The organism is Pseudomonas putida, from assembly GCF_004357765.1.
Lineage (GTDB): Bacteria > Pseudomonadota > Gammaproteobacteria > Pseudomonadales > Pseudomonadaceae > Aquipseudomonas > Aquipseudomonas putida_U.
Map to the genome: position 1 here is coordinate 530358 of NZ_SMTE01000001.1, position 24382 is coordinate 554739.

Annotated in this window: 24 protein-coding genes; 10 read left to right on the top strand and 14 right to left on the bottom strand. The window is 61.3% G+C overall.

The window, feature by feature from the left end; translation table 11 throughout:
- Window positions 1–33: 33 nt before the first annotated feature.
- From E2H86_RS02440 to E2H86_RS02455, 4 genes are all read right to left on the bottom strand, one after another.
- Window positions 34–1140 carry a Gfo/Idh/MocA family protein gene (locus tag E2H86_RS02440; protein WP_133324330.1) on the bottom strand — a complete coding sequence of 369 codons (1107 nt, stop codon included), beginning with the start codon at window positions 1138–1140 and terminating at the stop codon, window positions 34–36.
- Between the two features lie 105 nt (window positions 1141–1245).
- A complete protein-coding gene (locus E2H86_RS02445) occupies window positions 1246–1782 on the bottom strand; it encodes a cupin domain-containing protein (protein WP_133324332.1) in 537 nt (178 codons plus the stop codon).
- Between the two features lie 137 nt (window positions 1783–1919).
- The gene (locus tag E2H86_RS02450; protein WP_133324334.1) at window positions 1920–2453 is read right to left on the bottom strand and encodes a hypothetical protein; all 534 of its coding nucleotides are present in this window, start codon (window positions 2451–2453) and stop codon (window positions 1920–1922) included.
- A gap of 76 nt (window positions 2454–2529) precedes the next feature.
- Entirely contained in the window at window positions 2530–2814 is a 285-nt protein-coding gene (locus E2H86_RS02455) for a DUF6555 family protein (protein WP_133324336.1), read from the bottom strand.
- A 153-nt stretch (window positions 2815–2967) separates the two neighbouring features.
- Here E2H86_RS02455 and E2H86_RS02460 point away from each other — a divergent pair, with 153 nt between their 5' ends.
- Window positions 2968–3630, top strand: coding sequence for a class I SAM-dependent methyltransferase (locus E2H86_RS02460; RefSeq protein WP_133324338.1), 663 nt, complete (start codon window positions 2968–2970; stop codon window positions 3628–3630).
- 3 nt (window positions 3631–3633) lie between these two features.
- Here the strand turns inward: E2H86_RS02460 and E2H86_RS02465 are convergent, their stop codons facing one another.
- Window positions 3634–4512 carry an SMP-30/gluconolactonase/LRE family protein gene (locus E2H86_RS02465; RefSeq protein ID WP_133324340.1) on the bottom strand — a complete coding sequence of 293 codons (879 nt, stop codon included), beginning with the start codon at window positions 4510–4512 and terminating at the stop codon, window positions 3634–3636.
- A gap of 274 nt (window positions 4513–4786) precedes the next feature.
- Here E2H86_RS02465 and E2H86_RS02475 point away from each other — a divergent pair, with 274 nt between their 5' ends.
- Together E2H86_RS02475 and E2H86_RS02480 are read left to right on the top strand one after the other, a co-directional pair.
- A complete protein-coding gene (locus E2H86_RS02475; protein ID WP_133324342.1) occupies window positions 4787–5623 on the top strand; it encodes a bifunctional allantoicase/(S)-ureidoglycine aminohydrolase in 837 nt (278 codons plus the stop codon).
- Between the two features lie 770 nt (window positions 5624–6393).
- Complete coding sequence (locus E2H86_RS02480) at window positions 6394–6990, top strand: START domain-containing protein (RefSeq protein WP_133324344.1); 597 nt, start codon at window positions 6394–6396, stop codon at window positions 6988–6990.
- Window positions 6991–7045: 55 nt separating this feature from the next.
- Here E2H86_RS02480 and sodC read toward each other — a convergent pair whose 3' ends face one another.
- From sodC to pobA, 3 genes are all read right to left on the bottom strand, one after another.
- A complete protein-coding gene (gene sodC, locus E2H86_RS02485) occupies window positions 7046–7561 on the bottom strand; it encodes a superoxide dismutase family protein (protein ID WP_133324346.1) in 516 nt (171 codons plus the stop codon).
- Between the two features lie 175 nt (window positions 7562–7736).
- A complete protein-coding gene (locus E2H86_RS02490) occupies window positions 7737–8618 on the bottom strand; it encodes a LysR substrate-binding domain-containing protein (RefSeq protein WP_133324348.1) in 882 nt (293 codons plus the stop codon).
- A 74-nt stretch (window positions 8619–8692) separates the two neighbouring features.
- Window positions 8693–9880, bottom strand: a complete 1188-nt coding sequence (pobA, locus tag E2H86_RS02495; protein ID WP_133324350.1) for a 4-hydroxybenzoate 3-monooxygenase — start codon at window positions 9878–9880, stop codon at window positions 8693–8695.
- A 170-nt stretch (window positions 9881–10050) separates the two neighbouring features.
- Here pobA and E2H86_RS02500 point away from each other — a divergent pair, with 170 nt between their 5' ends.
- The 3 genes from E2H86_RS02500 (at window position 10051) to E2H86_RS02510 (ending at window position 12345) form a co-directional block, all read left to right on the top strand.
- Complete coding sequence (locus tag E2H86_RS02500) at window positions 10051–10929, top strand: helix-turn-helix domain-containing protein (protein ID WP_133324352.1); 879 nt, start codon at window positions 10051–10053, stop codon at window positions 10927–10929.
- 96 nt (window positions 10930–11025) lie between these two features.
- Window positions 11026–11424, top strand: a complete 399-nt coding sequence (locus E2H86_RS02505; protein ID WP_133324354.1) for a MerR family transcriptional regulator — start codon at window positions 11026–11028, stop codon at window positions 11422–11424.
- Window positions 11425–11445: 21 nt separating this feature from the next.
- Complete coding sequence (locus E2H86_RS02510) at window positions 11446–12345, top strand: hydroxymethylglutaryl-CoA lyase (protein WP_133324356.1); 900 nt, start codon at window positions 11446–11448, stop codon at window positions 12343–12345.
- 530 nt (window positions 12346–12875) lie between these two features.
- On the opposite strand, the gene E2H86_RS02515 is transcribed toward E2H86_RS02510, so the two are convergent.
- Window positions 12876–13415 (bottom strand): MgtC/SapB family protein, encoded by a 540-nt coding sequence (locus E2H86_RS02515; protein WP_133324358.1) that lies wholly within the window; start codon window positions 13413–13415, stop codon window positions 12876–12878.
- Between the two features lie 152 nt (window positions 13416–13567).
- Between E2H86_RS02515 and E2H86_RS02520 the strand changes: the two genes are divergently transcribed.
- The 3 genes from E2H86_RS02520 to E2H86_RS02530 all read left to right on the top strand — a co-directional run bounded on the left by E2H86_RS02520 (window position 13568) and on the right by E2H86_RS02530 (window position 17430).
- Window positions 13568–13801, top strand: coding sequence for a DUF3203 family protein (locus E2H86_RS02520; protein ID WP_133324360.1), 234 nt, complete (start codon window positions 13568–13570; stop codon window positions 13799–13801).
- A gap of 83 nt (window positions 13802–13884) precedes the next feature.
- Window positions 13885–15294, top strand: a complete 1410-nt coding sequence (mapR, locus tag E2H86_RS02525) for a GntR family transcriptional regulator MpaR (protein ID WP_133324362.1) — start codon at window positions 13885–13887, stop codon at window positions 15292–15294.
- A 72-nt stretch (window positions 15295–15366) separates the two neighbouring features.
- Entirely contained in the window at window positions 15367–17430 is a 2064-nt protein-coding gene (locus E2H86_RS02530) for a PAS domain-containing protein (protein WP_133324364.1), read from the top strand.
- Between the two features lie 7 nt (window positions 17431–17437).
- On the opposite strand, the gene E2H86_RS02535 is transcribed toward E2H86_RS02530, so the two are convergent.
- The 4 genes from E2H86_RS02535 to E2H86_RS02550 all read right to left on the bottom strand — a co-directional run bounded on the left by E2H86_RS02535 (window position 17438) and on the right by E2H86_RS02550 (window position 21514).
- Window positions 17438–18184, bottom strand: coding sequence for an SDR family oxidoreductase (locus tag E2H86_RS02535; RefSeq protein ID WP_133324418.1), 747 nt, complete (start codon window positions 18182–18184; stop codon window positions 17438–17440).
- Between the two features lie 103 nt (window positions 18185–18287).
- The gene (locus E2H86_RS02540) at window positions 18288–19823 is read right to left on the bottom strand and encodes a DHA2 family efflux MFS transporter permease subunit (RefSeq protein WP_133324366.1); all 1536 of its coding nucleotides are present in this window, start codon (window positions 19821–19823) and stop codon (window positions 18288–18290) included.
- Window positions 19820–21010 (bottom strand): HlyD family secretion protein, encoded by a 1191-nt coding sequence (locus tag E2H86_RS02545; RefSeq protein WP_133324368.1) that lies wholly within the window; start codon window positions 21008–21010, stop codon window positions 19820–19822. Before E2H86_RS02545 ends, E2H86_RS02540 begins: the two co-directional genes overlap by 4 nt.
- A 30-nt stretch (window positions 21011–21040) precedes the next feature.
- Entirely contained in the window at window positions 21041–21514 is a 474-nt protein-coding gene (locus E2H86_RS02550; protein ID WP_133324370.1) for a MarR family winged helix-turn-helix transcriptional regulator, read from the bottom strand.
- 208 nt (window positions 21515–21722) lie between these two features.
- Here E2H86_RS02550 and E2H86_RS02555 point away from each other — a divergent pair, with 208 nt between their 5' ends.
- Window positions 21723–22727 (top strand): FecR family protein, encoded by a 1005-nt coding sequence (locus E2H86_RS02555; RefSeq protein ID WP_133324372.1) that lies wholly within the window; start codon window positions 21723–21725, stop codon window positions 22725–22727.
- A gap of 7 nt (window positions 22728–22734) precedes the next feature.
- Here the strand turns inward: E2H86_RS02555 and E2H86_RS02560 are convergent, their stop codons facing one another.
- A complete protein-coding gene (locus E2H86_RS02560) occupies window positions 22735–24054 on the bottom strand; it encodes a Na+/H+ antiporter family protein (protein WP_133324374.1) in 1320 nt (439 codons plus the stop codon).
- Window positions 24055–24382: the final 328 nt, after the last annotated feature.

A 24382-nucleotide genomic window follows, 5' to 3' on the forward strand; every position in this document is an offset into this window, starting at 1 on the left:
GATCGCTCTCCTGATTTGAACGAAATGGACGGTCTACTCGGTCGGCGATTCGGTATCGATGTAATCGGGCACGCTCGCCAAAGCAAAGGTGCGGCGCTGCTCACGTTGGGCCAGGCGTCGCGGCGGTAGTGGTTCCAGGCGTTGCGACTGGCCGGTTTCGAGGGCGCGCGCAATGGCCAGGATCACCCGTACGTCGCGCCACCCCTCCTCGCCGTCAGGCTCAGGGGTCTGATCGTTGAGAATGCAATCCGAGAAGTAGGCCGTTTCACCGGCGAACTGATCCACCACCGGATTCACATGTACCCGGGTTTCTCCATCCAAGGTAGCGCGATAGCTGATCGAAACCCCCTCGCCATAGCCAAAGCACGGCGACGCCTCGATTTCGCCCTCGGTCCCGAGCAGTTGGAACCGTTCGGAGTCCGGCAGGCTGTAGCTCAGGGTGAACTGCGCCAGGCGCTCTTGGGCAAAACGCAGGCTCACTGTCACCGTGTCCCAGGTATTCATCTGGCTGCCTGGACTGCGTACGCCTATGGCCGACACCTCGATGGGTTCGGCATTGAACAGTTGGCGCACCATGTTCAGCGGGTACGGTCCCATGTCCATCACCGGGCCGCTGGCGAAGCCGTTCTGGGTTCGGTGGTTGTTGGTCTTGACGGTCTGGGTGAAGGTCGAAGTGAACAGTCGTGGATCGCCAAAATTGCCGGCACGGACCCGTTCGATCATGTCCAGCGTCCCGGGCTCGCAGTGCAAGCGGTAGGCAACCATCAGCTTGGCGTCCGAGTGCTTGGCGGCCTCGATGATGGCCAGACAATCGGCCTCGGTACTGGCCATGGGTTTTTCCAGCAGGACGTGTATGCCCGCCTCCAGTGCCGGCACCACGAATTCTCGATGGCGGAAATTGGGCGTGGCGACATACACCGCGTCGATTTCGCCAGAGGCTAGCAACGCGGGGTATTGGTCATAGTCGTAGGCCAACAAGCCGTAGCGGTCCGCCAGCAGCCGGGCCTTTTTCGGGTCCCCGGTCACCAGCGCGGTCATCACCGAGTTGTCAGTCTGGCCGACACCGGGCATGAACGCCCCTTGGGAAATCGAACCGCCTCCGACCACTGCATAGCGAACCTTCCCTTGTGCGTTGGGCATTGACGCCTCCTCGTATGCGGACAAATGTGAACCGTTCAGGGCAGTGGGCAAGCGCAGCAGCGCCGCAGTTCCATCTTTCCGTTGGCGATGCGACCCACTGCCGGCCTAGTGCGCAACGCGTCGCCTGCCCCATGCCGTCACCAACGGTCCCGCTGCACCTGCCAGGGGGTCTTGCTCAGGCAATGGCACCTGGGCGATGCGCATCAGCGTACGGGCGTGGGAGCCAGAAGCAGGCCGCTGGATCTCATAGTCTTCCTGGCCGTGCGGATAGGCACCGACCACCACGAAATCAGCGCTGTGCTCGACGCAGCGATGACCGGTACCGGCCGGCAGCACCAGCACATCGCCGGCACGAATGGTCAGGGTCTGACCCGACTGGCCGCCCAAGGTGACCCGCGCATGGCCGCTGGCGACCCCAAGTGCTTCATGAGCGTTGGGGTGGAAGTGGTGGTAGTCGAAGATGCCCCCGCGCCAGAGCGCCCGCCAACGATGGTCTGCGCAAAGGGCCTCGAATTCGGCGGCCTTGTCGTCGATTGCACTTAACCGCGAGGGATACAACAGGACCGGCAAGGCGCTGTTCGGGGTGGCGCCGTCATCGCCAAAGTGCAGGGTTTGCACGGAATTGCCAGGTGCAGAGGTCATTGGCCGCTCCTTGGTTGCCAAACGTCAGGTATCTATTGCGGTTGGCAAGCTGGCGGCGTGGCAGTTCCATCCTTTTGGTGGATGGCAAAAGCTGCGCCGATGATCACGAGCAAACCGACCGCTGATGTCTGAAACAATCAGGCCAATTGCACGAACAGCGAATAGACTCCCAGAAAGATCCAGCACGCCAGAAACACCCACGGCGTGCGCAAGGAAAACAACAACGCTTTACGGTAGCCTTGCTGTGAGGTTTCCGTGTCGCTGAACAGCGGCGACTCGTCGTAGGCCATGCCCATCATCGGCTCGCTGCGCAACAGCTGGCTTTGCTTGAACTGCCAATGCTCGATGATCTTGTACGCGGCATGAATGCCCGGCCAGGCATTCAACGAGCTGAAAGCACCGAGCAGCGCCAGGAACGGCGGCACCACCAAGGTGAAAGCCTTGCCCCAGTCTGGATTGAGGTTGGCCATGGAAGAGCAGAAGGCAATCACCAGGAACGCCTGAGCCGCCAGATAGGCATCGGTACGGTTGGCGAGAATGCTGGTTTCGTAATGGATCTCGCGCCGGTAGAAATCCAGACGGTCCTTGGGCGAACCGAACACCCTGGTGTTACCTTCGGTCAGTTCGGTGATTTCATGCTCAGGGGTGGCAGGTGTAATGATACGCGGCACGGTACGTATTCCTCGGCGATCGTTGGGCAATGGCAGGGACTGGACTCCATGGACTGCGCCCCCTGCCCCTGCCGATTTATAACGATTCGGTGAATTTTTTCGGATCCACCGGCAACGGCACGAATTCAGGCCCTTGCCCGGATCGATGCCAGCGTACGTTCGACAAACCGTAGCGCTCAGCCATAGGACGACTGACTTTCTTGACCTTGTGCTGGCCGAAACGTGGAATGATGCCGACACCGGCATCACAACTGGCCCAATGCCAGGCTTCAGCATTGTCCATGCGCTCGGCGCGCAGAATGAACGTGCGGTACTCTCCGTGAAGCGCGTATTCAATTACGTACAGGTTGGTTCCAGCCATCAGTGACTCCTCAGTCAGCACTCGCCTAATGGAGCCGAGACCGGAGGAAATAATTCAATCGGATTGTTTTGCGACGCTTCAAACGGATCGAACTTGCAGATACCTACCAGTGAGCGCCTATGCTAGCTGCTGACCACTGCCTGGGAGCCTTGAATGCACGATCCTGAAAACGCCTTGCTGCAAAGCTGGCGGCACAATGCCCAGTCCTGGATCGCCGCCGTTCGCAGCGGTGCCATAGAAAGCCGCCGGCAGGTTACCGATCAGGCCATCCTGCTGGCGATCCTCGGTCGCCAGCCCGAGCGGGTGCTCGACCTCGGCTGTGGCGAGGGCTGGCTGCTGCGCGCATTGGCAGAGCGCGGCATCGATGCCACGGGCGTGGATGGCGACGCGTCCCTGGTTGCCGCTGCCCAGGCTGCGGGTTCGACTCCCGTGTATCAGGCCAACTATGCGCAATTGGCCAGCGGCGAGGTGGATATCGGCAGGAACTACGACCTGATCTGCGCCAACTTCGCTTTGCTGCACCAAGACATCATCCCGTTACTGGCCGCAGTGAGAACGCTGCTGTCGCCGGGCGGGGCGCTGGTGATCCAGACCTTGCACCCTTGGAGCACGGCAAACGGGGACTATCAAGACGGCTGGAGGGAGGAGTCGTTTACCGGTTTCAATGGCGACTGGCAGCCGATGCCGTGGTACTTCCGAACCCTTGGGAGCTGGTTGAATGCACTGGAGATGGGGGGATTTGGCCTGCTCAGCCTGCAAGAGCCGCAGCACCCGCAGAACGTGGTACCGCAGTCCTTGCTGTTGATAGCTGGATAAGTTTCAACGCCGGGCGATGGCTTTTTCTACCGGCGGAGTCAACTGCAACACCCGGTCGCGACCACCCTCGGCCAGCAAGTAGCCACCTTTGCCATCGGGCGCGATGGCCTGTGGTGCCTTGAGGAACGACAGCACCGTGTGCTGGCTGCCATCAGCGTCCACGCGCAGCAGCCGGGAACGGTGGGTGTTATCCTCGCTGATCCACAGACCGCGCTGGTCGCAGAGCAGGAAGGTGGGGTTGCGCAGACCTCTGACCACCACCGGATCCCGGCCATCGTCGGACAGTGCGCGGACGATACCAGCGGCCTTTTCGGTGTACAGCAGCCGCCCATCGTCACAGCGGGTCAGGCCTTCGGTCTCACGCAGGCCCGAGCGCAGCACGTCGAGCTGACCACTCTGCCAGTCGTAACGCAGCAGACGGCCATTGCCCTTGCGGTCTTCGATGGCGAACAGGTGATCAGCATCGCTCCACAACCCCTGCACACTCTCGCCATCGAACAGACGAGTCACCTGGCCGTCACGCGACAGACTCACAGGCGCCCGCCCGCCTTCCTGGCTGAACACCCATCCTCCCTGTACCGCGACCATGCCATCGGGTTTAGAGAGATTGCTCACCAGCACCACACGATCACCGTGCTGGGTGATCTTGAGGATACTGCCGCGACCATCGTCCAGCTCACGGCTGACGATCAGGCTGCCGTCGGCCTGGGGCAGCAAGGACGCCGCCTTCTCCACATTGCTGTGCAGCACATCGACCGTCCAGCCATCGGCGGCCTGAACGGGATAGAAGGTCTGCCAGGCGAAAAAGCTCAGGGTAGCGGCAAGCAGGCCAGCGGTGGTGATCACGCCGAGACGAAAGCCGCGGCTGCGCAGGATGGGCATGTAGAGGCTCCTTGATTGGCGCAAGGATCCTAGCAAGCGGATGTGAAAAATATGTAAAGGAAGACCGCAGTACCCGTGGGTTTTCGCTACAAGCCAACCTCCTCAGGGCCATTCGGGACATAGCAGTCAGGGCATTCAGTAATCAAATACAGGGTATTCCAACATTTAATTTGTGGATGCCATGCACAGGCTCTTATTCTGTCTGCACATCCCCTGCACGCACCGGCCGGTGTGGTCCAAGGCACGGGGAGAGAACAACAAGTCGAGATCGTCCATGTCGAATCATTCGTACTTCGCCCCCCACGGTGGGCACCCGGCTCAAACCGAGCTGCTGACTGACCGTGCCATGTTTACCGAAGCCTATGCCGTCATCCCCAAAGGCGTGATGCGTGACATCGTCACCAGCCATCTGCCGTTCTGGGACAAGATGCGCATGTGGGTCATCGCCCGCCCGCTGACCGGTTTCGCCGAGACGTTCTCCCAATATATCGTCGAAGTCGCTCCGGAAGGCGGCAGCGAGCGCCCTGAACTGGACCCGAATGCCGAAGCCGTTGTGTTCATCGTCGAAGGCGAACTGGACATCACCGTGGAAGGCAAGCACCACACCCTGGTACCGGGCGGCTATGCCTTCTTGGCGCCAGGCGCCGAGTGGAGCCTGCGTAACAACAGCAAGTCCAACGTCACCTTCCACTGGCTGCGCAAGCACTACCAGAAAGTCGAAGGGCTGGACGTGCCGGAGTCCTTCGTCACCCACCGCGACAACGCCACCGTCATCGAGATGCCGGGTACCGAAGGCCGCTGGGTCACCACCCGTTTCGTCGACATGGCCGACATGCGCCATGACATGCACGTCAACATCGTGACCTTCCAGCCTGGCGGTGTGATTCCATTCGCCGAAACCCATGTCATGGAACATGGCCTGTACGTGCTCGAAGGCAAGGCGGTGTATCGTCTGAACCAGGACTGGGTGGAAGTAGAGGCCGGCGACTTCATGTGGCTGCGTGCCTTCTGCCCGCAGGCTTGCTATGCCGGCGGCCCGGGCAAGTTCAGCTACCTGCTGTACAAGGACGTCAACCGTCACGTGCACTTGACGCTCAACCCGCAGCGCTGATGGCTTCTGTCGCTTGAATGCATGGACTGGAAAGGTGGAGCGTTGTCGGCCGCGAATAGCGAGTCAGGGCCTGCCCCTCCTTTCCAGCGCTCTTCACCCGAGCGGGCTATGCCGCTGGTGACCGCTCAAACCATTCAAGGTCAGTCGAAATCCCATTCCGGCTGACAATGACCTGCCGATGTTGGGTAGGTACCTTCTGGACAAGGTAATGGTGGTCGCGTCTGCGCGTGTGCGACTTGAACCAGGGCGGTCATCGCCACCAGCGTCAGCCATGCGATCGATTTCAAGATGGTATTCCTCCAAGACGTTTAGGTTGTGCGACAGGCCGCCTACTGGCCGGCCTGTTCCGTAGCTGAGTCAGCGTGCGCTGGAGCGGTGACTCATTCCCAATCGGAGTCCGGCACGCAGTAGCCTTGAAGCGTTTCCCACGTACCTTCCGGGCAAGGCGGGAGATGCTGTGCGTGTGCGACTTGAACCAGGGCGGTCATCGCCACCAGCGTTATCCATGCAATAGATTTCATAGGTGCCTTTCTTTGTGAGTTAAGGAGCGCTGCAGCAGTCGTCGTGTTTGCACGGCTACCGCAGACGGAAAAACGATACGCTCCCGCCCTGGCCGAGATATCTAGGCAAATGTTGTGCACTCACTTAGAAACGACGCTGACTCTGGTGGGAATCCACTCACTCGACGATCGGACCTGATCCCCGACGCCCATGGCGCACCGGTCGTTTGCCGCGCATAATCGAAACGCTCAACTAATGCGGCTCTTTCCATGCATCGCTGCCTGTTGCTAGCCCTTGCGCTCCTGTCCCCGCTCGGACAGGCCGACGACTGGAACCTCGCCTATGACCGCGAGGGCATCCGTGTGTACCTCAGCGGCGTGGTCGATTCGCCCTACCAGCAATTTCGTGGCGTCAGCACCATCAAGGCCAGCGTACGCACCCTTGCCGACCTGCAGGAAAACCTGCGAGTGGCCTGCAAATGGCTGTACGCGTGCGACCAGATGCGCTTGGTGGAGGTCGAAGGCGATAGTACCTGGGTGTACCTGACCACCAACTTACCGTGGCCGACCCTCCCCCGGGACATCATCCTCAAGGTCAGCACCGAGCGGTTCGACGACGGCACCTTGGTACGTCATCTGCAGGCCGAACCGGGCAAGCTGCCCGTGGAGCCGGGAATGATCCGCGTGCAGCACCTGAGCGGAAAATGGATCATGAAACCGCTGGGCGAGCGCGAGACCGAGGTGACCTACCAGCTCCAGGCCGACCCGGCCGGTGACGTGCCTGGCTGGCTGGCCAACCGCTTCGTCGTCGATGCCCCGGTGGTGACCTTACGCACCCTGCGCGCCGTGGCCGAGCGGCAACCCTGAAGCGCAGCGAACCGCGCCGTGGGACGGCGACCCTGCCCGAGGGCCGCCAGACCAATCACTGCACCACACCACAAGCCACCCGGGCACCGCCGCCGCCAAGCTTCTCTGGTTGGTCGCTGTGGTTGTCACCGCCAGCGTGCACCATCAGCGCATGCCCCTTGAAGTCCGCGGCCTTCAAGCGTGGCGCCAACACCGGATAGGTGGCCTTGCCGTCGGCACCTACGTACAGCGCAGGCAGGTCGCCACGATGGCCAGTGTCGTCGTAGGGTCCTTTATGCGCGTTGCTCGAATCGGGGTCCCAGTGACCGCCTGCCCCACCCGCCGGTACGGCCTTGCCGTTTTCATGGGCAGGGGCGCAGGAAGCTTTCTGATGTAGATGGAAACCGTGCACGCCAGGCGGCAGATCCTTGAGGTCTGGCGTCAGCAGCGTCCCGTAGCGATTCTGCTCGATGCTGACGGTGCCGATCGTCCTGCCGGGACCATCTGGTCCCGCCATCTTCAGCTCCACGGTCTGCGCGGCCTGAGCCACGCCGGCGCTGGCCAGCAACGCGGTGAACAGCACTGTTTTCATGGGGTCTCTCCCTGGTTTTGGAGTGGGTGGGATGTCCTACCCACGTAACAGGTCGGACCGCATCCACTCCTGGCGATTCCCTACAGCCACAGACTGAAACACTTACCGCGTGCGGGTATCGAATCCATCCACCGCCACCACTACGCCGCAGAGGCAGCACCTGGAGGTGGGCCAGTCAGATTCCGCCGGCAGCCAGCAGTTGTTGCAGCACGTCGGCCAGCGCTTTGACCATGATGTCGGCCGTGGGCCGGTGATTGACGACGATTTCGTAACTGTCCACCTCGGGCAGCCCTTGTGCGCCACCGAGCACCCGATGCTCGTGGGTGGCTGCCCGCGGCGGCAACAGGCTGATGCCCATGCCGTTGGCTACAGCGGCCTGGATGCCACTGAGACTCGAGCTGGTGAAGCTGATGCGCCAGCGCCGGCCCATGCTCTCGATGGCGCTGATCATATCGTCGCGATACAGCCCGCGCGGAGGGAACGTCACCAACGGCACAGGATCGAGCTCGAAGGTCGGGCTGCGGGCGCTGTCGATCCATTGCAACCGCTCCGGCCAAGAGGCCACGCCTTCACGGCTGTTGCGCTTTTGTTTGAGCAGCACCAGGTCGAGCTCACCATTGTCGTAGGCTTGGCTGAGATCGCGGCACAGGCCACTGGTGACTTCCAACTTGACCTGCGGGTGCTGACGACTGAAAGCCGACAGGGCATGGGTGGTACGGCCGCCGACGAAGTCCTCGGGCACGCCCAGGCGAACGCTGACGCCGACCATGGCGCCGGCCAGGGCTTCGAGCATCTGGTCGTTGAGCGCGAGCATGTGACGGGCATAGCCGAGCAGGGTCTGCCCGGCATCGGTCGGCAGGACATCGCGCTTGCCGCGGACCAGAAGGCGGTGGCCGACCATGTCCTCCAGGCGGCGCACCTTTTGGCTGATCGTCGACTGGGTGGAGTGCAGTCGCGTGGCGGCGGTGGTGAAGCTACCGCAATCGGCCACGACGACAATGGCACGTAGCAAGTCGAGGTCGAACAAGGTCCTATTCGATTTGACGCTGTTGGACATCTTGGTATTCAGCTTTCAAATGGCGGTCAGCTGTTTTAGCACGGGCTTGTTCTTGCCGATAGCCGAATGTGAACCTAAACCACGTCCTCGTACGGTAACCCCACATAATTCTCGGCAATGTTGGTCAACCCTGCCTGGGACGACAGGAAATACTCCCGATCCGCCTCCTGCATTTTCTGGTCCCAGGCATCCTTGTGCTCACCAAAATCATGCAGCAATTGCGTCATGAACCAGCTGAACCGCTCACCCTTCCAGACTCGGCGCAAAGCCAACGGCGAGTATTGCTCTAGCAGTTCGGTCCGGCCTTCGCGGTAGACCTTGACCAAGATGCGATACAGGTAATTGACGTCGGAAGCCGCCAGGTTCAACCCCTTGGCCCCGGTGGGTGGAACGATATGCGCCGCATCACCGACCAGGAACAGGTTGCCGTATTGCATCGGCTCGACGACCAGACTGCGCAGTGGAGCGATGCTCTTCTCCAAAGAAGGCCCAGTCACCAACCGAGCCGCGACGTCTTCGGGCAAGCGCGCCTTGAGCTCGTCCCAGAATCGCTCGTCGGACCAGGCCTCGACACGGTCATCCAGAGGCACCTGCAGGTAGTAGCGGCTGCGCGTATTGGAACGCTGGCTGCACAACACGAAGCCACGCTCGTGGTGGGCATAGATCAGCTCGTGATTGACCGGCGGCGTATCGGACAAAAGCCCGAGCCAACCGAAGGGATAAACGCGCTCGTATTGCTTGAGCACACCTTCGGGAATGCTCTGGCGCGACACACCATGGAATCCATCGCAGCCTGCAATGTAGTCGCAGTCCAGGCGATAGGTCTCGCCGTCCTTCTCGAACGTGACGTAGGGCTTCTCGCCCTTGAGTTCATGGGGCTGAACATTGCTGGCGGAATAGATGATCGGCGCACCGCTGGCTTCCCGTGCTTGCATCAGGTCGCGGGTGACTTCGGTCTGTCCGTAGACCATGACCGTCTTGCCGCCGGTCAGACCTTTGAGGTCCAGGCGCTGGCGACGCCCCGCCACCAACAGCTCGACCCCCTCATGCACCAGGCCTTCCTGGTCCATGCGCTGCGAAACGCCGGCTTCGCGCAGCAGGTCTACGGTGCCCTGCTCCAGCACACCGGCGCGGATGCGGCCAAGCACGTATTCGGCAGTCTGACGCTCCAGGATGACGGTTTCGATGCCAGCCTTGTGCAGCAGCTGGCCAAGCAGCAGGCCCGACGGACCCGCTCCGATAATTGCAACCTGAGTTCTCATTGTTGTTGTCTCTTTGTGGCGATGCCGCCCCACCTCTGGCAGTGGCGCACATCTGCTGTTAGGGTTTGCCCTTGCATTTTTACTGGCAAACATGGCCAATAAACTGTGCTATCCGATGCAAAACCTGCACTTTTACAAAAAGCGTTCGATTAACGGACAGGCAGAAAAACATGAAATCAAGCCTACCTGGTGTACCCCTGTTTCAGCTGTACGGTGAGAATCAGGCCTGGCCGAGCACCGATCTGCTGCATTGCGAGTCGATCCCGGCGCGTAGCCGCCTGCACCATTGGGAAATCAAGCCGCACCAGCATCCCGACCTTTATCAGTTGCTGTACGTCCAGCGCGGCGAGGCCCAGGTGCAGATCGAAGGGGTGAACACCACCCTGCACGAGGCTGCCATCCAGGTGGTACCGCCTTTGGCGGTGCACGGTTTTCGTTTCAGCGCCGATATCCAAGGCTACGTCCTCACCTTTGGCCCGGCGCTGGTGGCCGACCTGGAGCAGCGCCTTGGCGCGCCGCTGCATGTGCTGACGGCGCCCGCCTGCTATGCCCTTGGCAAGGACCGACGGTCGCTGCGTGGCCTGATCGAAACCTTGGAACGGGAGTATCAAGGCAGCGCTCCGGCACGGGCGGTCATGCTCGAGGCCTTGGTAACGGCACTGATGGTTTGGCTCAGCCGGCGCCAGCAGCTAGGCCAGGCCCCTCGCAATCGCGACGAACGCGACCGCCAACTGTTGGGTCAGTACCTGCGCCTGGTCGAGGCGCACTACCGCGAACACCTGAGCGTGGAGGCGTTTGCCGCGCGCCTGAACATCACCAGTCTGCAACTCAACCAGCTGTGCCGCGCACTGAGCGGACAAACCGCGCTGCAGGTGATCCATCAGCGCCTGCTCCTGGAAGCGCGGCGCAACCTGACCTACACCCAGATGAGCATCGGCCAGCTGTCCGACAACCTTGGCTTTAGCGACCCTACGTACTTCGCCCGGTTCTTCAAGCGCTTGAGCGGCCAGACCCCCAACCACTATCGCCGCGCGCAGCAGCCGGATTGACTCACATCCCGGGATGCAGGGTGCCTGAGGCTTCTGCTTGACGTTTACGTAAACCTGCCTTCAGGATAGCTGCATGTCTTCCGTCGAGCGCCACGCATGAGCAGCCAGACCTACAGTATTTCCGACCTGTCCCGCGAGCTGGACATCACCACCCGGGCCATCCGCTTCTATGAAGAGCAAGGCTTGCTCAGCCCTGAGCGGCGTGGGCTTGAGCGTGTCTACTCGGCACGGGACAAAGTCAGCCTGAAGCTGATCCTGCGGGGCAAGCGAATCGGTTTCTCGCTGGCCGAGTGCCGCGAGTTGATCGAGCTTTACGATCCCAGTAGCGGCAACCTCAAACAGCTCAACAGCATGTTGGCGAAGATCGCCGAACGCCGCAGCCAGCTCGAACAGCAGATGCTCGACATCCACCAGATGCAACTCGAGCTCGACACCGCCCAGGAGCGCTGCGAACAAGCCCTGGCCGCCACTCTGAACAACAACCAGAAAGCCTGACCTGTCACTGGAGCCCTTGCCATGTCGTTGCCGAACAAAGTCCGCCTGGTCGAAGTAGGGCCACGCGATGGCCTGCAGAACGAAGCCCAACCTATCAGCGTCGCCGACAAGGTGCGTCTGGTCGACGACCTGAGCGCAGCGGGCTTGGGCTATATAGAAGTCGGCAGCTTCGTCTCGCCCAAGTGGGTCCCGCAGATGGCCGGGTCCGCCGAGGTCTTCGCTTCGATCGATCAGCGTCCCGGCGTCACCTACGCGGCTTTAGCGCCAAACCTGCGAGGTTTCGAAGATGCCCTGGCGGCCGGCGTGAAAGAAGTGGCGGTGTTCGCCGCTGCGTCGGAGGCCTTCTCACAACGCAACATCAATTGCTCGATCAGCGACAGTCTCAAGCGCTTCGAGCCAATCATGGAAGCCGCCGGCAGCCATGGCGTGCGGGTGCGTGGCTACGTGTCCTGTGTACTGGGCTGCCCGTACGAAGGCAAGGTTAGCGCCGAGCAGGTGGCACCGGTGGCTCGGGCCCTGCATGACATGGGTTGCTATGAGGTTTCCTTGGGCGACACCATCGGCACAGGAACCGCCGGCGATACCCGCCGCCTGTTCGAAGTGGTATCTGCACAGATACCACGAGAGCAACTGGCCGGGCATTTCCACGACACCTATGGCCAGGCCCTGGCCAACGTCTATGCCAGCCTGCTCGAAGGCATCGCCGTGTTCGACAGTTCGGTGGCGGGGCTCGGTGGCTGCCCCTACGCCAAAGGCGCCACCGGCAACATCGCCAGCGAGGATGTGGTGTATCTGCTGCATGGACTGGGCATCCACACGGGCATCGACCTGGACAGGCTGATCGCTGCAGGGCAGCGGATCAGTGATGTGCTGGGCCGCACCAATGGTTCACGCGTGGCGAGGGCGCGCAGCGCACACTGATTCGTGCAGGTGTCACACCGGTGTGGGCGGGAGTGTTACCGCCCCTGCCCTCCTCCACAGAAAATCGGGTAACAGGGAAACAAATCGATAGAATTTCCCGAGTGACTTTTTCAGTGAAAATCGTATCCGCTTGATTTAAAAGGATTTTTCAAAATTGGCACGGGACCTGCTATATCTTTGGTACAAGAACAACAAGAATGCGATACCCAATAAAAACAACAGATAACGGCTCTGACAGAACAAGAACAACACGGCAGAGACGCAGCAAGCAGATTTTTTTGGAGTAGACAGCTTTTTCAGGGGTTCGCCCCGCGGACTGACACAGAACAATAAAACTACCTTCAGGTAGCGGCAGTCAGAACGGATCTCAGGATGAAAATCGGTCAGCGCTCAAAAAAATACGTTTGCTCTTGACCCCGAATGGGGGTCGCCCGCGACACCGAGGCAGGCTTACAAAAACAACAAAAGGCCCGTCTCCAATAATAATAAAAGAGCAGGCAACAACGCTTTGAGGGGAGCTTCGGCTCCCCTCAGTGCTTCCTGCCCTCTTCCTCCTGCTTCATCGCCTGCTCCTCCTTGTCCTGCCCCTCCACCTTCTCGACCAGCAACGGCATCGTCCCAAGCACCAGCAGCGCCATGACCGTGCTGACCAGGGCCGTGGCCTCACGCCCCATACCTGCCGCCGTGCCGATGGCCGCCGTCATCCACAATCCCGCCGCTGTGGTCAGCCCCTTGACGTGGCTGGTGTCCCGTCCGTTGCCCTTGAGGATGGTACCGGCGCCAAGAAAACCGATGCCGGCGACGATGCCCTGGATGACCCGGCTCATTGCCTGCTCGTCGGCGCCGGCCATGCTCGGTGCCAACACGAACAAAGCAGCCCCCAGGGACACCAGCATATGAGTGCGCACGCCCGCCGACTTGCCTCGGTGTTCACGCTCGAACCCCAGCACCGCACCGAGCAGCGCGGCCATCAGAAGGCGCACCAATATCCGCGTCACTTCGTGCAGATCGGTGACATCGGCGAATTCGGCCGCGACGGCCTGCCGGATCGAATCCCACCATGGGTCCATCAGCGCACCCTCGCTACGTCGGTCTGTTGTCGGTAAGCGGTTGACCATGGCCCAGAGAAATCTGTTCCCCCGCAGTGGGCGGCAGCGAATAAATGCAGCATCCACCTCGAAACCACGGTCTGAATGATTGTCCGCCCCAGGAGGCCACAGCCATGCCCATCGAAATCAACGAACACCACTGCACCCTGATTGGCGACCGACTGCGTATCGAGGGTAAAGGGAGTGAGATCGAGATCTTCACCGATGAGCGCCTGCGCATGTCGGTGGCAGTGCTCGCCGGTGAACGAATACCGATCACCGAAGCCGAAGCCGATGCATTGACCGTCGCGGGAGCGCGGGACAGCCGCAGGCATCTCAAAGCCAGTACCCCCGGCTCGGTCATCTGATATGGTTGAAAACGGCTAACCTGCTTCTGTATTGCAAACAGTTCCGGCGCCATACTGGGTCTCACCTTGGCCAGCAGACCCGTATGAAACGCTACGAACAATTTGCCGACGACATCGCTGAACTGATCCGCTCCGGGGTGCTTGGCCCTGGCCAGCGCCTGCCGTCGGTTCGCTACGCCAGCCAGACCCACCGGATCAGCCCCTCCACGGTATTCCAGGCTTACTATCTGCTGGAGCGCCGGGGGCTCATCCGCGCTCGACCGCGATCAGGCTACTTCGTCAACGCCCATACGCCGCGCTCCTTCTGCGAGCCACAGCTCGAGCCAGCGCTCAGCGAGTCGACGGAGGTGGATGTCAGTGCCTTGGTCTTTTCGATACTCGAATCGATCAAGGACCCCGGCACCGTCCCCTTCGGCTCGGCATTCCCGAGTCCGCAGCTGTTCCCCCTGCAGCGCCTGTCGCGCTCGCTGGCCAGCGCCAGCCGTGCCATGGATCCGCGCATGGTGGTCACCGACCTGTCGCCAGGCAACCCGCAGCTGCGACGACAGATTGCCCTGCGCTATATGGTCGGCGGGCTGATGCTACCGATGGAGGAACTGCTGATCACCAATGGCGCCCTGGAGGCATTGAACCTGTGTGTGCAGGCTGTGACCGAGCCCGGCGACCTGGTGGCCATCGAAGCACCTGCCTTCTATGCCTGCCTGCAGATATTGGAGCGTCTGAAACTCAAGGCCGTGGAAATTCCCGTGCACCCGCGCGAAGGCATGGACCTCGGGGCACTGGCACAAACCCTGGAGAAGCACCCGATCAAGGCGGTCTGGTGCATGACCAATTTTCAGAACCCGATAGGTGCCAGCATGCCGGAAGCGAAAAAGCAGGCGCTGGTGGAATTGATCACGCGGCATCAGGTGCCACTGATCGAGGACGATGTCTACGCCGAACTCTATTACGCTCAACAGGCCCCAAAACCGGCCAAGGCATTCGATACCCAAGGCCTGGTGATGCACTGCGGCTCTTTTGCCAAAAGCCTCGCACCAGGTTACCGAGTCGGTTGGGTGGCTGCCGGACGCTTCGCGCGCAAGGTCGAACGGCTCAAGTTGATGACTTCGCTGTGCGCCTCGATGCCCGCTCAGGCGGCCATAGCCGACTACCTGCAGCACGGTGGCTACGATCGTCACCTGCGCAAGCTGCGCTATGCGCTGGAAGGCCAGCAGGCCAACATGCTCGCGGCCATCACCCGTTATTTCCCTGCGCAAACCAGGGTCAGCCAACCGTCCGGCGGCTACTTCATGTGGCTCGAGCTGCCTGAACGAGTGGACGCGCTCAAATTGTTCCAGCTCGCGCTCGCCCAGGGCATCAGCATCGCCCCGGGACCGATCTTTTCCCCAAGCCGACGTTTCGACAATTGCATCCGCCTGAATTACGGAAGTCCTTGGGGCACTAGCATCGAGAACGCCATGGAGACGCTGGGGCGCATCATCCGATCGTTCTAACGATCGCGAATCGTTAGTGTTCAGCCGACGGACCCGCTAAAGTCAGTGCTGGGTCCCCAGTCGAGCACGCTCATGTCATCCCGCCGACACCTTTCTCCAAAACGGCAGATCGCGCAGCTGCGGCGCAGCAACGCTCAGTTGCAGGCTTGTCTGGCGTTGCATCGGCAGAATGACCAGTCGTTCTATCGCTCCCTGTTCGAAACCATGGACGAGGGCTTTGGCATCCTCGAGCTGCTCGACGGTCCGCACGGCCCGCTCAGCGATTACATACATGTGCTGACCAACGCGGCCTATACCAGGCATGCAGGCAGCTGCGAAGTAATCGGCAAATCCGTACGTGAGTTGATCCCTGACGAAGCCCACTTGTGGGTAGCGCGGTTCCGTGAAGTGTGGCGAACGGGCGAACCGTCCCACTTCGAACAAACGCTGATCGCCACCGGCCACGTCCTCTCGGTCACCAGCTTTCGCATCGAGCCGGCGGCTCGGCGGCAGGTGGCGGTGCTGTTCAGGGATGTCACCGAGCGGAGCAAGGCCGAACAGTTGCTGCAGCAGATCAAGAAGGATCTGGAACAACGCGTCCACATCGCGATGTCGGAGCGACAGTTGTTCGCTCAACTCGTCGATCACAGCGCGGCCAATGTCCATGTGTTGGATACCGAGCTGCGATGGCTGGCGATCAATCGTCAGGCCAAGCACGACTTTCATCACCTGTACGGCATCACCCCCAACGTGGGCGATGAACTGCCGAAGCTGCTGCCAGCCAACCAGCACGACAGCGTCATTGCGCTGACGCTTTGGCAGCGAGCGTTGGCTGGCGAGCAGTTCACCGTGACCGAGAGGTTTGGCCAGGGCGCTACACAGCGCCATTATGAGCTGCGCTTCGACTGCATTCGTGGCGACGACGGCAACGTCACTGCAGCGTTCGTCTTCGCCTACGACATCAGTGAGTGGGTCAACGATCAACAGCGTTTGCAGCAAGCCGAGCAGGCTCTGTACCAAGCACGGAAAATGGAAGCCGTGGGCCAACTCACCGGTGGCATCGCCCATGACTTCAACAACCTTCTCGGCAGTATCCTTGGCGCTCAGGAGGTCATGCAGCAGCGGTTGCAGCAGCAGCGATTCGGCGAGCTTGCCCCCCTTCTCGCCGTCAGCAATCGCTCGGCAGAGCGCGCATCGACCATGGTCCATCGCTTGCTGGCCTTCTCCCGCAAGCAAACCCTGCAACCGCAGCCGACCGATGTACGTCGCCTGGTCGATGAAATGCAATACCTGATACATGGCAGCCTGAGACCGGACCTGACGCTAAGCTGCCATTTCGCTGAAACACTATGGCCTACGTTCGTCGACCCACCCCAGCTGGAAAGCGCGCTGCTCAACCTCTGCCTCAATGCCCGCGATGCCCTGCAAGATGGCGGCACCATCCGTATTCATGGCGCTAACGTTTCGCTCGACACCCAACTCGCCAGCGAACTGGGCCTGGTCGCAGGCGACTTCATCTGTATTGGCGTCGAGGACAACGGTCTGGGCATGTCGACCCAGGTACTGGAGCGTGCCATAGAGCCGTTCTTCACCACCAAGCCGCTAGGCCAGGGAACGGGGCTCGGTTTGTCGATGGTGTACGGTTTCGCGCGCCAATCAGAGGGGCAGCTATGCATTGAATCCGAACTTGGCGTGGGCACCCATGTTCGCCTCTACCTACCCCGTCACCGAGCAGACGTGAGGCGTGTCGAAAAACCACCGCACATTGCACCGAAGCCCGACGCAGGGTCTGTGCGGGTCGCTTTGCTGGCATACGACATGGCGATGCGCCAAGTGATCGGAGAGGTCGTGGCGGACCTGGGGTATCCAGTTCAGGCGTTGGACTCCTGGCGTGCGGCGATCGACGTCTGCGGCCAGCTGCCCCATCCCCAATTGCTGATCATCGATACAGAGTTGCCCGATGGGCTCAAGGGTCGGCAGGTGGCCGAGCAGGCCATGGCCCTGCGCGCGGACCTGAAGGTGCTGTTCATCACCGGTTACGATGAGCGCGCGGCATTGGGCACCGGGCAGCCCTTGCCCAACTCGGCAGTCCTGCGCAAGCCATTCAACCTGGAACAGCTGGCCACGTGCGTGAGCAAGCTGCTGCGCCACGAGTAGCGCGCCGCTAGCGCCCTCCGCCGAGGTCGATGAAGCTGCCTGTGCAATAGGAAGCCTTGTCCGACAGCAGCCAGAGAATGGCCTCAGCCACCTCTTCCGGCTGGCCGCCGCGGCCCATGGGCAAGCCTGTTTCGAGCTTGGATACGCGGTCGGCGTCACCGGACAATGCATGGAACCCGGTGTGAATATAGCCGGGGCGCACACCATTGACCCGGACGCCCTCGCCGGCCACTTCCTTGGCCAGCCCGAGCGTGAAGGTGTCCAATGCACCTTTGGAAGCGGCGTAGTCGACATATTCATTGGGCGACCCGAGACGGGCGGCTACCGACGAGACGTTGACGATGCCGCCACCTTGCCCGCCGTGGCGACGGGACATGCGCAGCAACGCATGCTTGGCGCAGAGCATCGGGCCCACGACATTGGTCTTCATGATCTTGAGCAGTCGGAATTCGGACATGTCCTCGACTTTGCTCTGTTGGCCGATGGTGCCGGCATTGTTGACCAGCGCGGTGATAGGTCCCAGCTCGTGGTCGACGCGCTGGAACAGCTGGATCACCTCGTCCTCGACGCTGGCATCGGCACGCACTGCGATGGCTTCGGCGCCGAGCGTACGGATTTGGGTGAGGATGCGCTCCGCGGCTCGGTCGTCGGTGTGGTAGTTGATGCACACCCGGTAGCCCTGGCGAGCGGCCAGCAACGCAGTGGCCGCGCCGATGCCGCGGCTGCCTCCGGTGATGATGATGACTTTCTCCATAGATCTGCCCATCGTTGGTAACGGGTCCTCGACAATAGGGGAAAAGCCGGTTTGTGGGAATCTGAGAATCTGGGGTACAGCATTTGTTCGCCCAACCCCACCCTCAATGCCCAGCCGACCCCGCCGCAGCCTTGGCAGTGAACGGCGGCTTGGCAAACCACACCAACAAGATCAACCCCGCGAACACCCAAGTCATCAGGGTGAAATAGTCGACCGTCGACATCATGTATGCCTGGCCGTTGAGGATCTGCTCCAAGCGCGCATATCCCTGCTCCCCCGCACCACCTAGTTGCTCAAGGGTGTGCCGGGTCGCCGGATCGAAGGTACTGATGTGTTCGCTCAGATAGGCATGATGCTGTTCCGCCCGACGAATCCAGATCCAAGTGGTCAACGACGCCGCAAAGCTGCCACCCAGCGTGCGCAAGAAAGTCGCCAACCCGGAGCCATCGGCAATCTGATGCGGCGGCAGGTCGGACAGCAGAATGCTCAGCGTCGGCATGAAGAACAACGCCACACCGATACCCATGAACAACTGCACCAGGGCTATGTGCTGGAAGTCCACCTCACTGGTGAACCCAGCCCGCATGAAGCAACTGCCACCGATGGCCAGGAATGCCAGCCCCGCCAGCACCCGAAGATCGAAGCGGTGCGCATACTTACCCACGAACGGCGACATGATCACCGGCAATAAGCCAATAGGCGCCACCGCCAGCCCCGCCCAAGTCGCCGTATACCCCATCTGCGTCTGCAACCACTGCGGCAAGATCAGATTGATGCCGAAGAAGCCGGCATAGCCACCGACCAGCACCAGGGTACCGATCCGAAAATTGCGGTGTACGAACAGCCGCAGATTCACCACCGGGTGCCGGTCGGTCAGCTCCCAGATGATGAAGATCGTCAGGAATACCACCGAGATGAGGGTGCCGATGATGATGAACGTCGATTCGAACCAATCCAGATCATTGCCCTTGTCCAGCACTACCTGCAACGCTCCGACCCCGATGATCAACGTCAGCAGGCCGATGTAATCCATGGGCTGGCGGCTGGTGACCACCGGACGCGTGCGCATCTGCTGGCGCACCACGGCAGCGGCGAACAGGCCGATCGGTACGTTGATGAAGAAGATCCATGGCCAGCTGTAGCTGTCGGTGATCCAGCCGCCCAAGATCGGCCCGGCAATCGGCGCCACCACCGTGACCATCGCCAGCAACGCCAAGGCCATACCGCGCTTGGCCGGCGGGTACACGGCAATCAGCAGGGTCTGGGTCATCGGGTACAACGGCCCGGCCACGACACCCTGTAGCACCCGGAAGCCAACCAGCTCCGGCATCGACTGGGCGATACCGCACAGGAACGATGCCAGCACGAACAGGAGGGTGGCCCAAATGAACAGCTTGACCTCGCCGAAGCGTCGGCTCAACCAACCGGTGAGCGGCAACGCAATGGCGTTGCTCACCGCGAACGAAGTGATCACCCAGGTGCCCTGCTCATAACTCACGCCCAGGTTCCCGGAAATGGTCGGCAGGGCCACGTTGGCAATGGTCGTGTCCAGCACCTGCATGAACGTTGCCAGAGACAGACCGATGGTCGTCAACAACAGACTCGGCGGGGTGAACTGCGCAGGCGCTTCCTTGCTCATCGCTGGGCCGTCTTGCCGGCGGCGCTGTTCATGTGGATCAGCCGGGCGATCAGCTCATCGGCTTCGGCCAACTGGTGGTCGTAGACCTGGGTGGTGAAGCTGGCCTGCTGCGGCGGTTGCTGCGCCAGGGTCGGGCCGCTCTGGTCGTGCAGGTCGACTTCGGTCACGGTCGACAGGCCAATGCGCAGGGGATGGTCCTTGAGCTGATCGGGATTGATGTGGATACGCACCGGTACGCGCTGAACGATCTTGATCCAGTTACCGGTGGCATTCTGCGCAGGCAACAATGCAAAGGCACTGCCGGTACCGGCTCCCAGACTATCGACGGTACCGCTGTATTTGACATCGCTGCCGTACAGGTCGGCAGTGATTTCCACCGGCTGACCGATACGCATGTCGCGCAGTTGGGTTTCCTTGAAGTTGGCGTCGATCCACACCTGGTCCAACGGGATCACCGCCATGGTCGCGGTGCCAGGCTGCAGGCGCTGGCCGAGCTGCACGGTGCGCTTGGCCACGTAGCCGGTGACCGGTGCCACCAGGGTGGTACGGGCGTTGTCGAGGAACGCCTGGCGCAGCTGGGCAGCGGCCGCCATGACCTCGGGGTGCGAGGAAACCTGCGTATCGTCCACCAAGGCGCTGCTGGTCTTGAGCTCCTGACGGGCGCTGTTGACGGCGGCTTGGGCGACGGCGAGGTCATCACGGGCGTGGGAAATTTCTTCCGCAGCGATAGCGCCGCTGTCGGCCAGAACCTTACGCCGATTGTAGTTCTGCCGCGCCTTTTGCAATTCGGCCTGACGCGTCTGCAATTGCGCCTTGAGCGCGTCGACGTTGCTGTACAGCCCGCGCACCTGGCGCACGGTGCGCGCCAGGTTGGCCTCGGCAGCCTGCAATGCCACTTCGCTGTCGGCAGGGTCGAACTGCAGAAGCACCTGCCCTGCATGCACCAGGTCGCCATCATCGGCACCGATGCTGGTCACGGTGCCGGTCACCAGGGGGGTGATCTCCACCACGTTGCCGTTGACATATGCGTCATCGGTGCTGACCTGCCAGCGACCGACCAGCGCGTACCAGGCCCAGGTACAGGCCCCAGCAACAATGAGTAACAGCAGCAGACCCAGCAACCAGGCCTTGCGCTTGCGTGGCGAGCCCTGTTCGGCAGGGTTCGGGGTGTCAGTGGAAGTGGCCATGATAATACCTTGGCTAGTACGTAACAGGGTTCAACGATCGCCGAAACGGCGGATCATCAGCGGGTCGCCAGCATTCATCAGCAGTTTGGCCAGCAAGCTTTCGAGGGTGGCGAGTTCCTCGGGTTGCAGCACGCCGACCAGCTCGTTCATTGCCGCAGCGCCCACTTCAGGCAAGCGGTTGGCCACGCGTTGGCCTTCGCTGGTCAACGCCAGACGCACCTGGCGGCGGTCCAGGGCGCAGCGATTGCGCTCGACCAGGCCCTTCTGCACCAAGCGGTCGAGCATGCGTGTCATCGAACCGCTGTCCAGCCCCAGATAGCGGCACAGCTCGGCCGGGGTATCCACCTGATATTGGGTGACGATGATCAACACCTTGAACTGGGCCGCGGTGATGCCTTCGGACTCCAGATGCGAGTCAAGGATGCGGTCCTTCAGCAGCGCCGCACGTCCCAGCAAGATGCCGATGGCACAGGTCTCGAAATTTTCCGGGGTGAAATGAGGCATAGCGAATGACTCGGACAATTGTATGCAAATATTACTGCCTAGGCAGTCAATGTCAAAGCCTTGATTAGCAAGCTATCAAATACAGTCATTTCGGGATCGGAATCACTCGCAATTCCGACGAAAAAACACACAACTGATAGTCATTCGCCATTACAGCGTTTATCGATGGCCGGTTGCGAGGGTAGAATGCGCAAAACCCGGAGCCGCAATGAACCAAGACCGCCTCGACCCCAGCCCCGATGATGACCTGACCGATGCTGCCGCCCACTGGTGCATGCGCTTGCATGCCGATGACTGCACAGCAGCCGAGCGGGAGGCATTTTCGCGCTGGATAGCAGCGGATTCCCGGCGCCGGGAAGAATACGAAGCGATGCTGGAGATCTGGTACACCGCCGATTTCCTGCCTCGCACGGCGACGGTGGTCGACTTCAACCCGCTGGCCGCGGCCAAGGCACCACGCAACTGGCGCCCGTTGGCCTCGGCTGCAGTGGTCGCGCTGGTCGCACTGCCCCTGCTCGGCTGGTTGGGCTGGGAGCAAGGTTGGCTGCCCAACCATTACCAGCACTTCGAAGCCGGCGATCAGATGCAGACCGTGCAATTGAGCGATGGCAGCACCGTCGAGCTTAATCTGCACACCGAATTGACCTTCCTCAACTACAAGGATCAGCGCCACGTGACCTTGGACCACGGCGAGGCGTTCTTCAAGGTCGCGCACGACAGCACCCACCCGTTCATCGTCCACGCAGGCGCGGGCCAGACCCAGGTCACCGGCACTCAGTTCAACGTCTGGAAATACCAGGACCAGGTCAAGGTCACACTGGTCGAAGGCTCCGTGCTGGTCAGCAGCAACGGCAACGGTGCGGGTTACCATCTGAGCCCGGGCATGCAGGCTCACTACCAGGCGGGCGACTTCGAGCCGCAATTGGCCCAGAGTGACGATTACGGCAACAACCTGGCCTGGCGCAGCGGCAAGCTGATCCTCGACAACCTCCCGCTCGATCAGGCCCTGCCGGTCATCAATCGCTACCTGGAGTCGCCATTGCGCCTGGCCGACCAAGCCACCGGCCGGGTTCGTATCAGCGGCATCTACAACACTCGAGAAGTGAGCCGACTGGTGGATAACCTGCCCAAGGTATTGCCGGTCTACCTGACCCGCAGCAAGGACGGCAGCACCGTCCTCAACAGCATCTCCCCACCGCCGAACAAAGGCTGACCCTGCGTTACAGCACCATGGCCGCCAACCAGCCGAACGTCAACAACGGCAGGTTGTAGTGGATGAAGGTCGGCACCACGGTATCCCAGATATGGTGGTGCTGGCCATCGACGTTGAGCCCGGAGGTCGGCCCCAAGGTCGAGTCCGATGCGGGCGAGCCAGCGTCGCCCAACGCGCCGGCGGTGCCGACGATGCAGACCGTGGCCAATGGGTCGAAACCAAGCTGCACGCACAGCGGCACGAAGATCGCCGCAAGAATCGGAACTGTCGAAAACGACGAGCCAATGCCCATGGTCACCAACAGGCCTACCAGCAGCATGAGCAATGCCCCCACGCCTTTGCTATGGCCGATCCACTGGGCCGCGGCCTCGACCAGGCTGTTGACCTCGCCGGTGGCCTTCATCACATCGGCGAAGCCGGAGGCCGCGATCATGATGAAACCGATCATCGCCATCATCTTCATGCCTTCGGTGAACAGGTCATCGGTGTCTTTCCAGCGCACGATCCCCGACAGCGAGAACACCAGGAAGCCGACCATGGCGCCGATGATCATCGACCCCACCCATAACTGGATGATGAACGCCAAGGCAATCGCCAGGCCGGCCACCAGCAGGGTCAAGGGGTTGTACTGCACGCTGACCTGCTCAACCTGCTCGATGCGTGCCAGGTCGTAGTCACGCTTGCCTCGGTAACTGAAGAAGACCGCCAGCAGCAGCCCCACCAGCATCCCGGCCGCCGGAATGGCCATGGCGTGGCTGACATTGACCCCGCTGATATCGACACCGGCACGGGCCACATTGGCCAGCAGGATCTGATTGAGGAAGATGTTGCCGAACCCCACGGGCAGGAACATGTAAGGGGTAATCAGACCGAACGTGATGACGCAGGCCACCATCCGCCGGTCGATGCGCAGGCGCGTCATCACATACAGCAACGGCGGCACCAGCAGCGGGATGAAGGCGATATGGATAGGCAGGATGTTCTGCGACGCCACGGCCACCACCAGCATCAGGCCAATCAGCAGGCCCTTGACCTTGCCACCCTCGGCACGCCCCTTCAGGTCGACCATCGACAAGGCCCGGTCGGCCAAGGCATGGGCGAGACCCGACTTGGCTATCGCCACGGCAAAAGCACCGAGCAAGGCATAGGACAGCGCTACAGTAGCGCCACCACCGAGGCCGCCATTGAATGCGTTGAGCGTGCCCTCGATCCCCAGCCCACCGACCAACCCACCGACCAGTGCGCCAATGATCAGGGCGATGACCACGTGCACGCGTGACAGGCTCAGAACGAGCATGATGCCCACTGCGGCGATCACTGCATTCATGGTTTGGCGTTCCTCGTTGCGATTAAAAAAAGCGCGCACTCTGCCGCAGTGGGCGGAGGATGTCAAAACGGCGACTGTTGAAATCATGTGCGGCTGTGCCAGCGTTTCGTAGTCTAGGCCTTCCGTCCTGCGAGCTAGAGGTTCTTCCTGGATTGGTGGGGTTTGGGCTTGGGGCTTGGGGATTGGGGATTGGGGATTGGGGATTGGGGATTGGGGATTGGATGGTTGATCCGAGAGGTGTAGCGGCGCTACTGGCCCCTTCCGCCTTCGGCGGCCTACTTTTCTCTTGGGAAAAGTAGGCAAAACCGCTTGCTCCTGCATCCGGCCC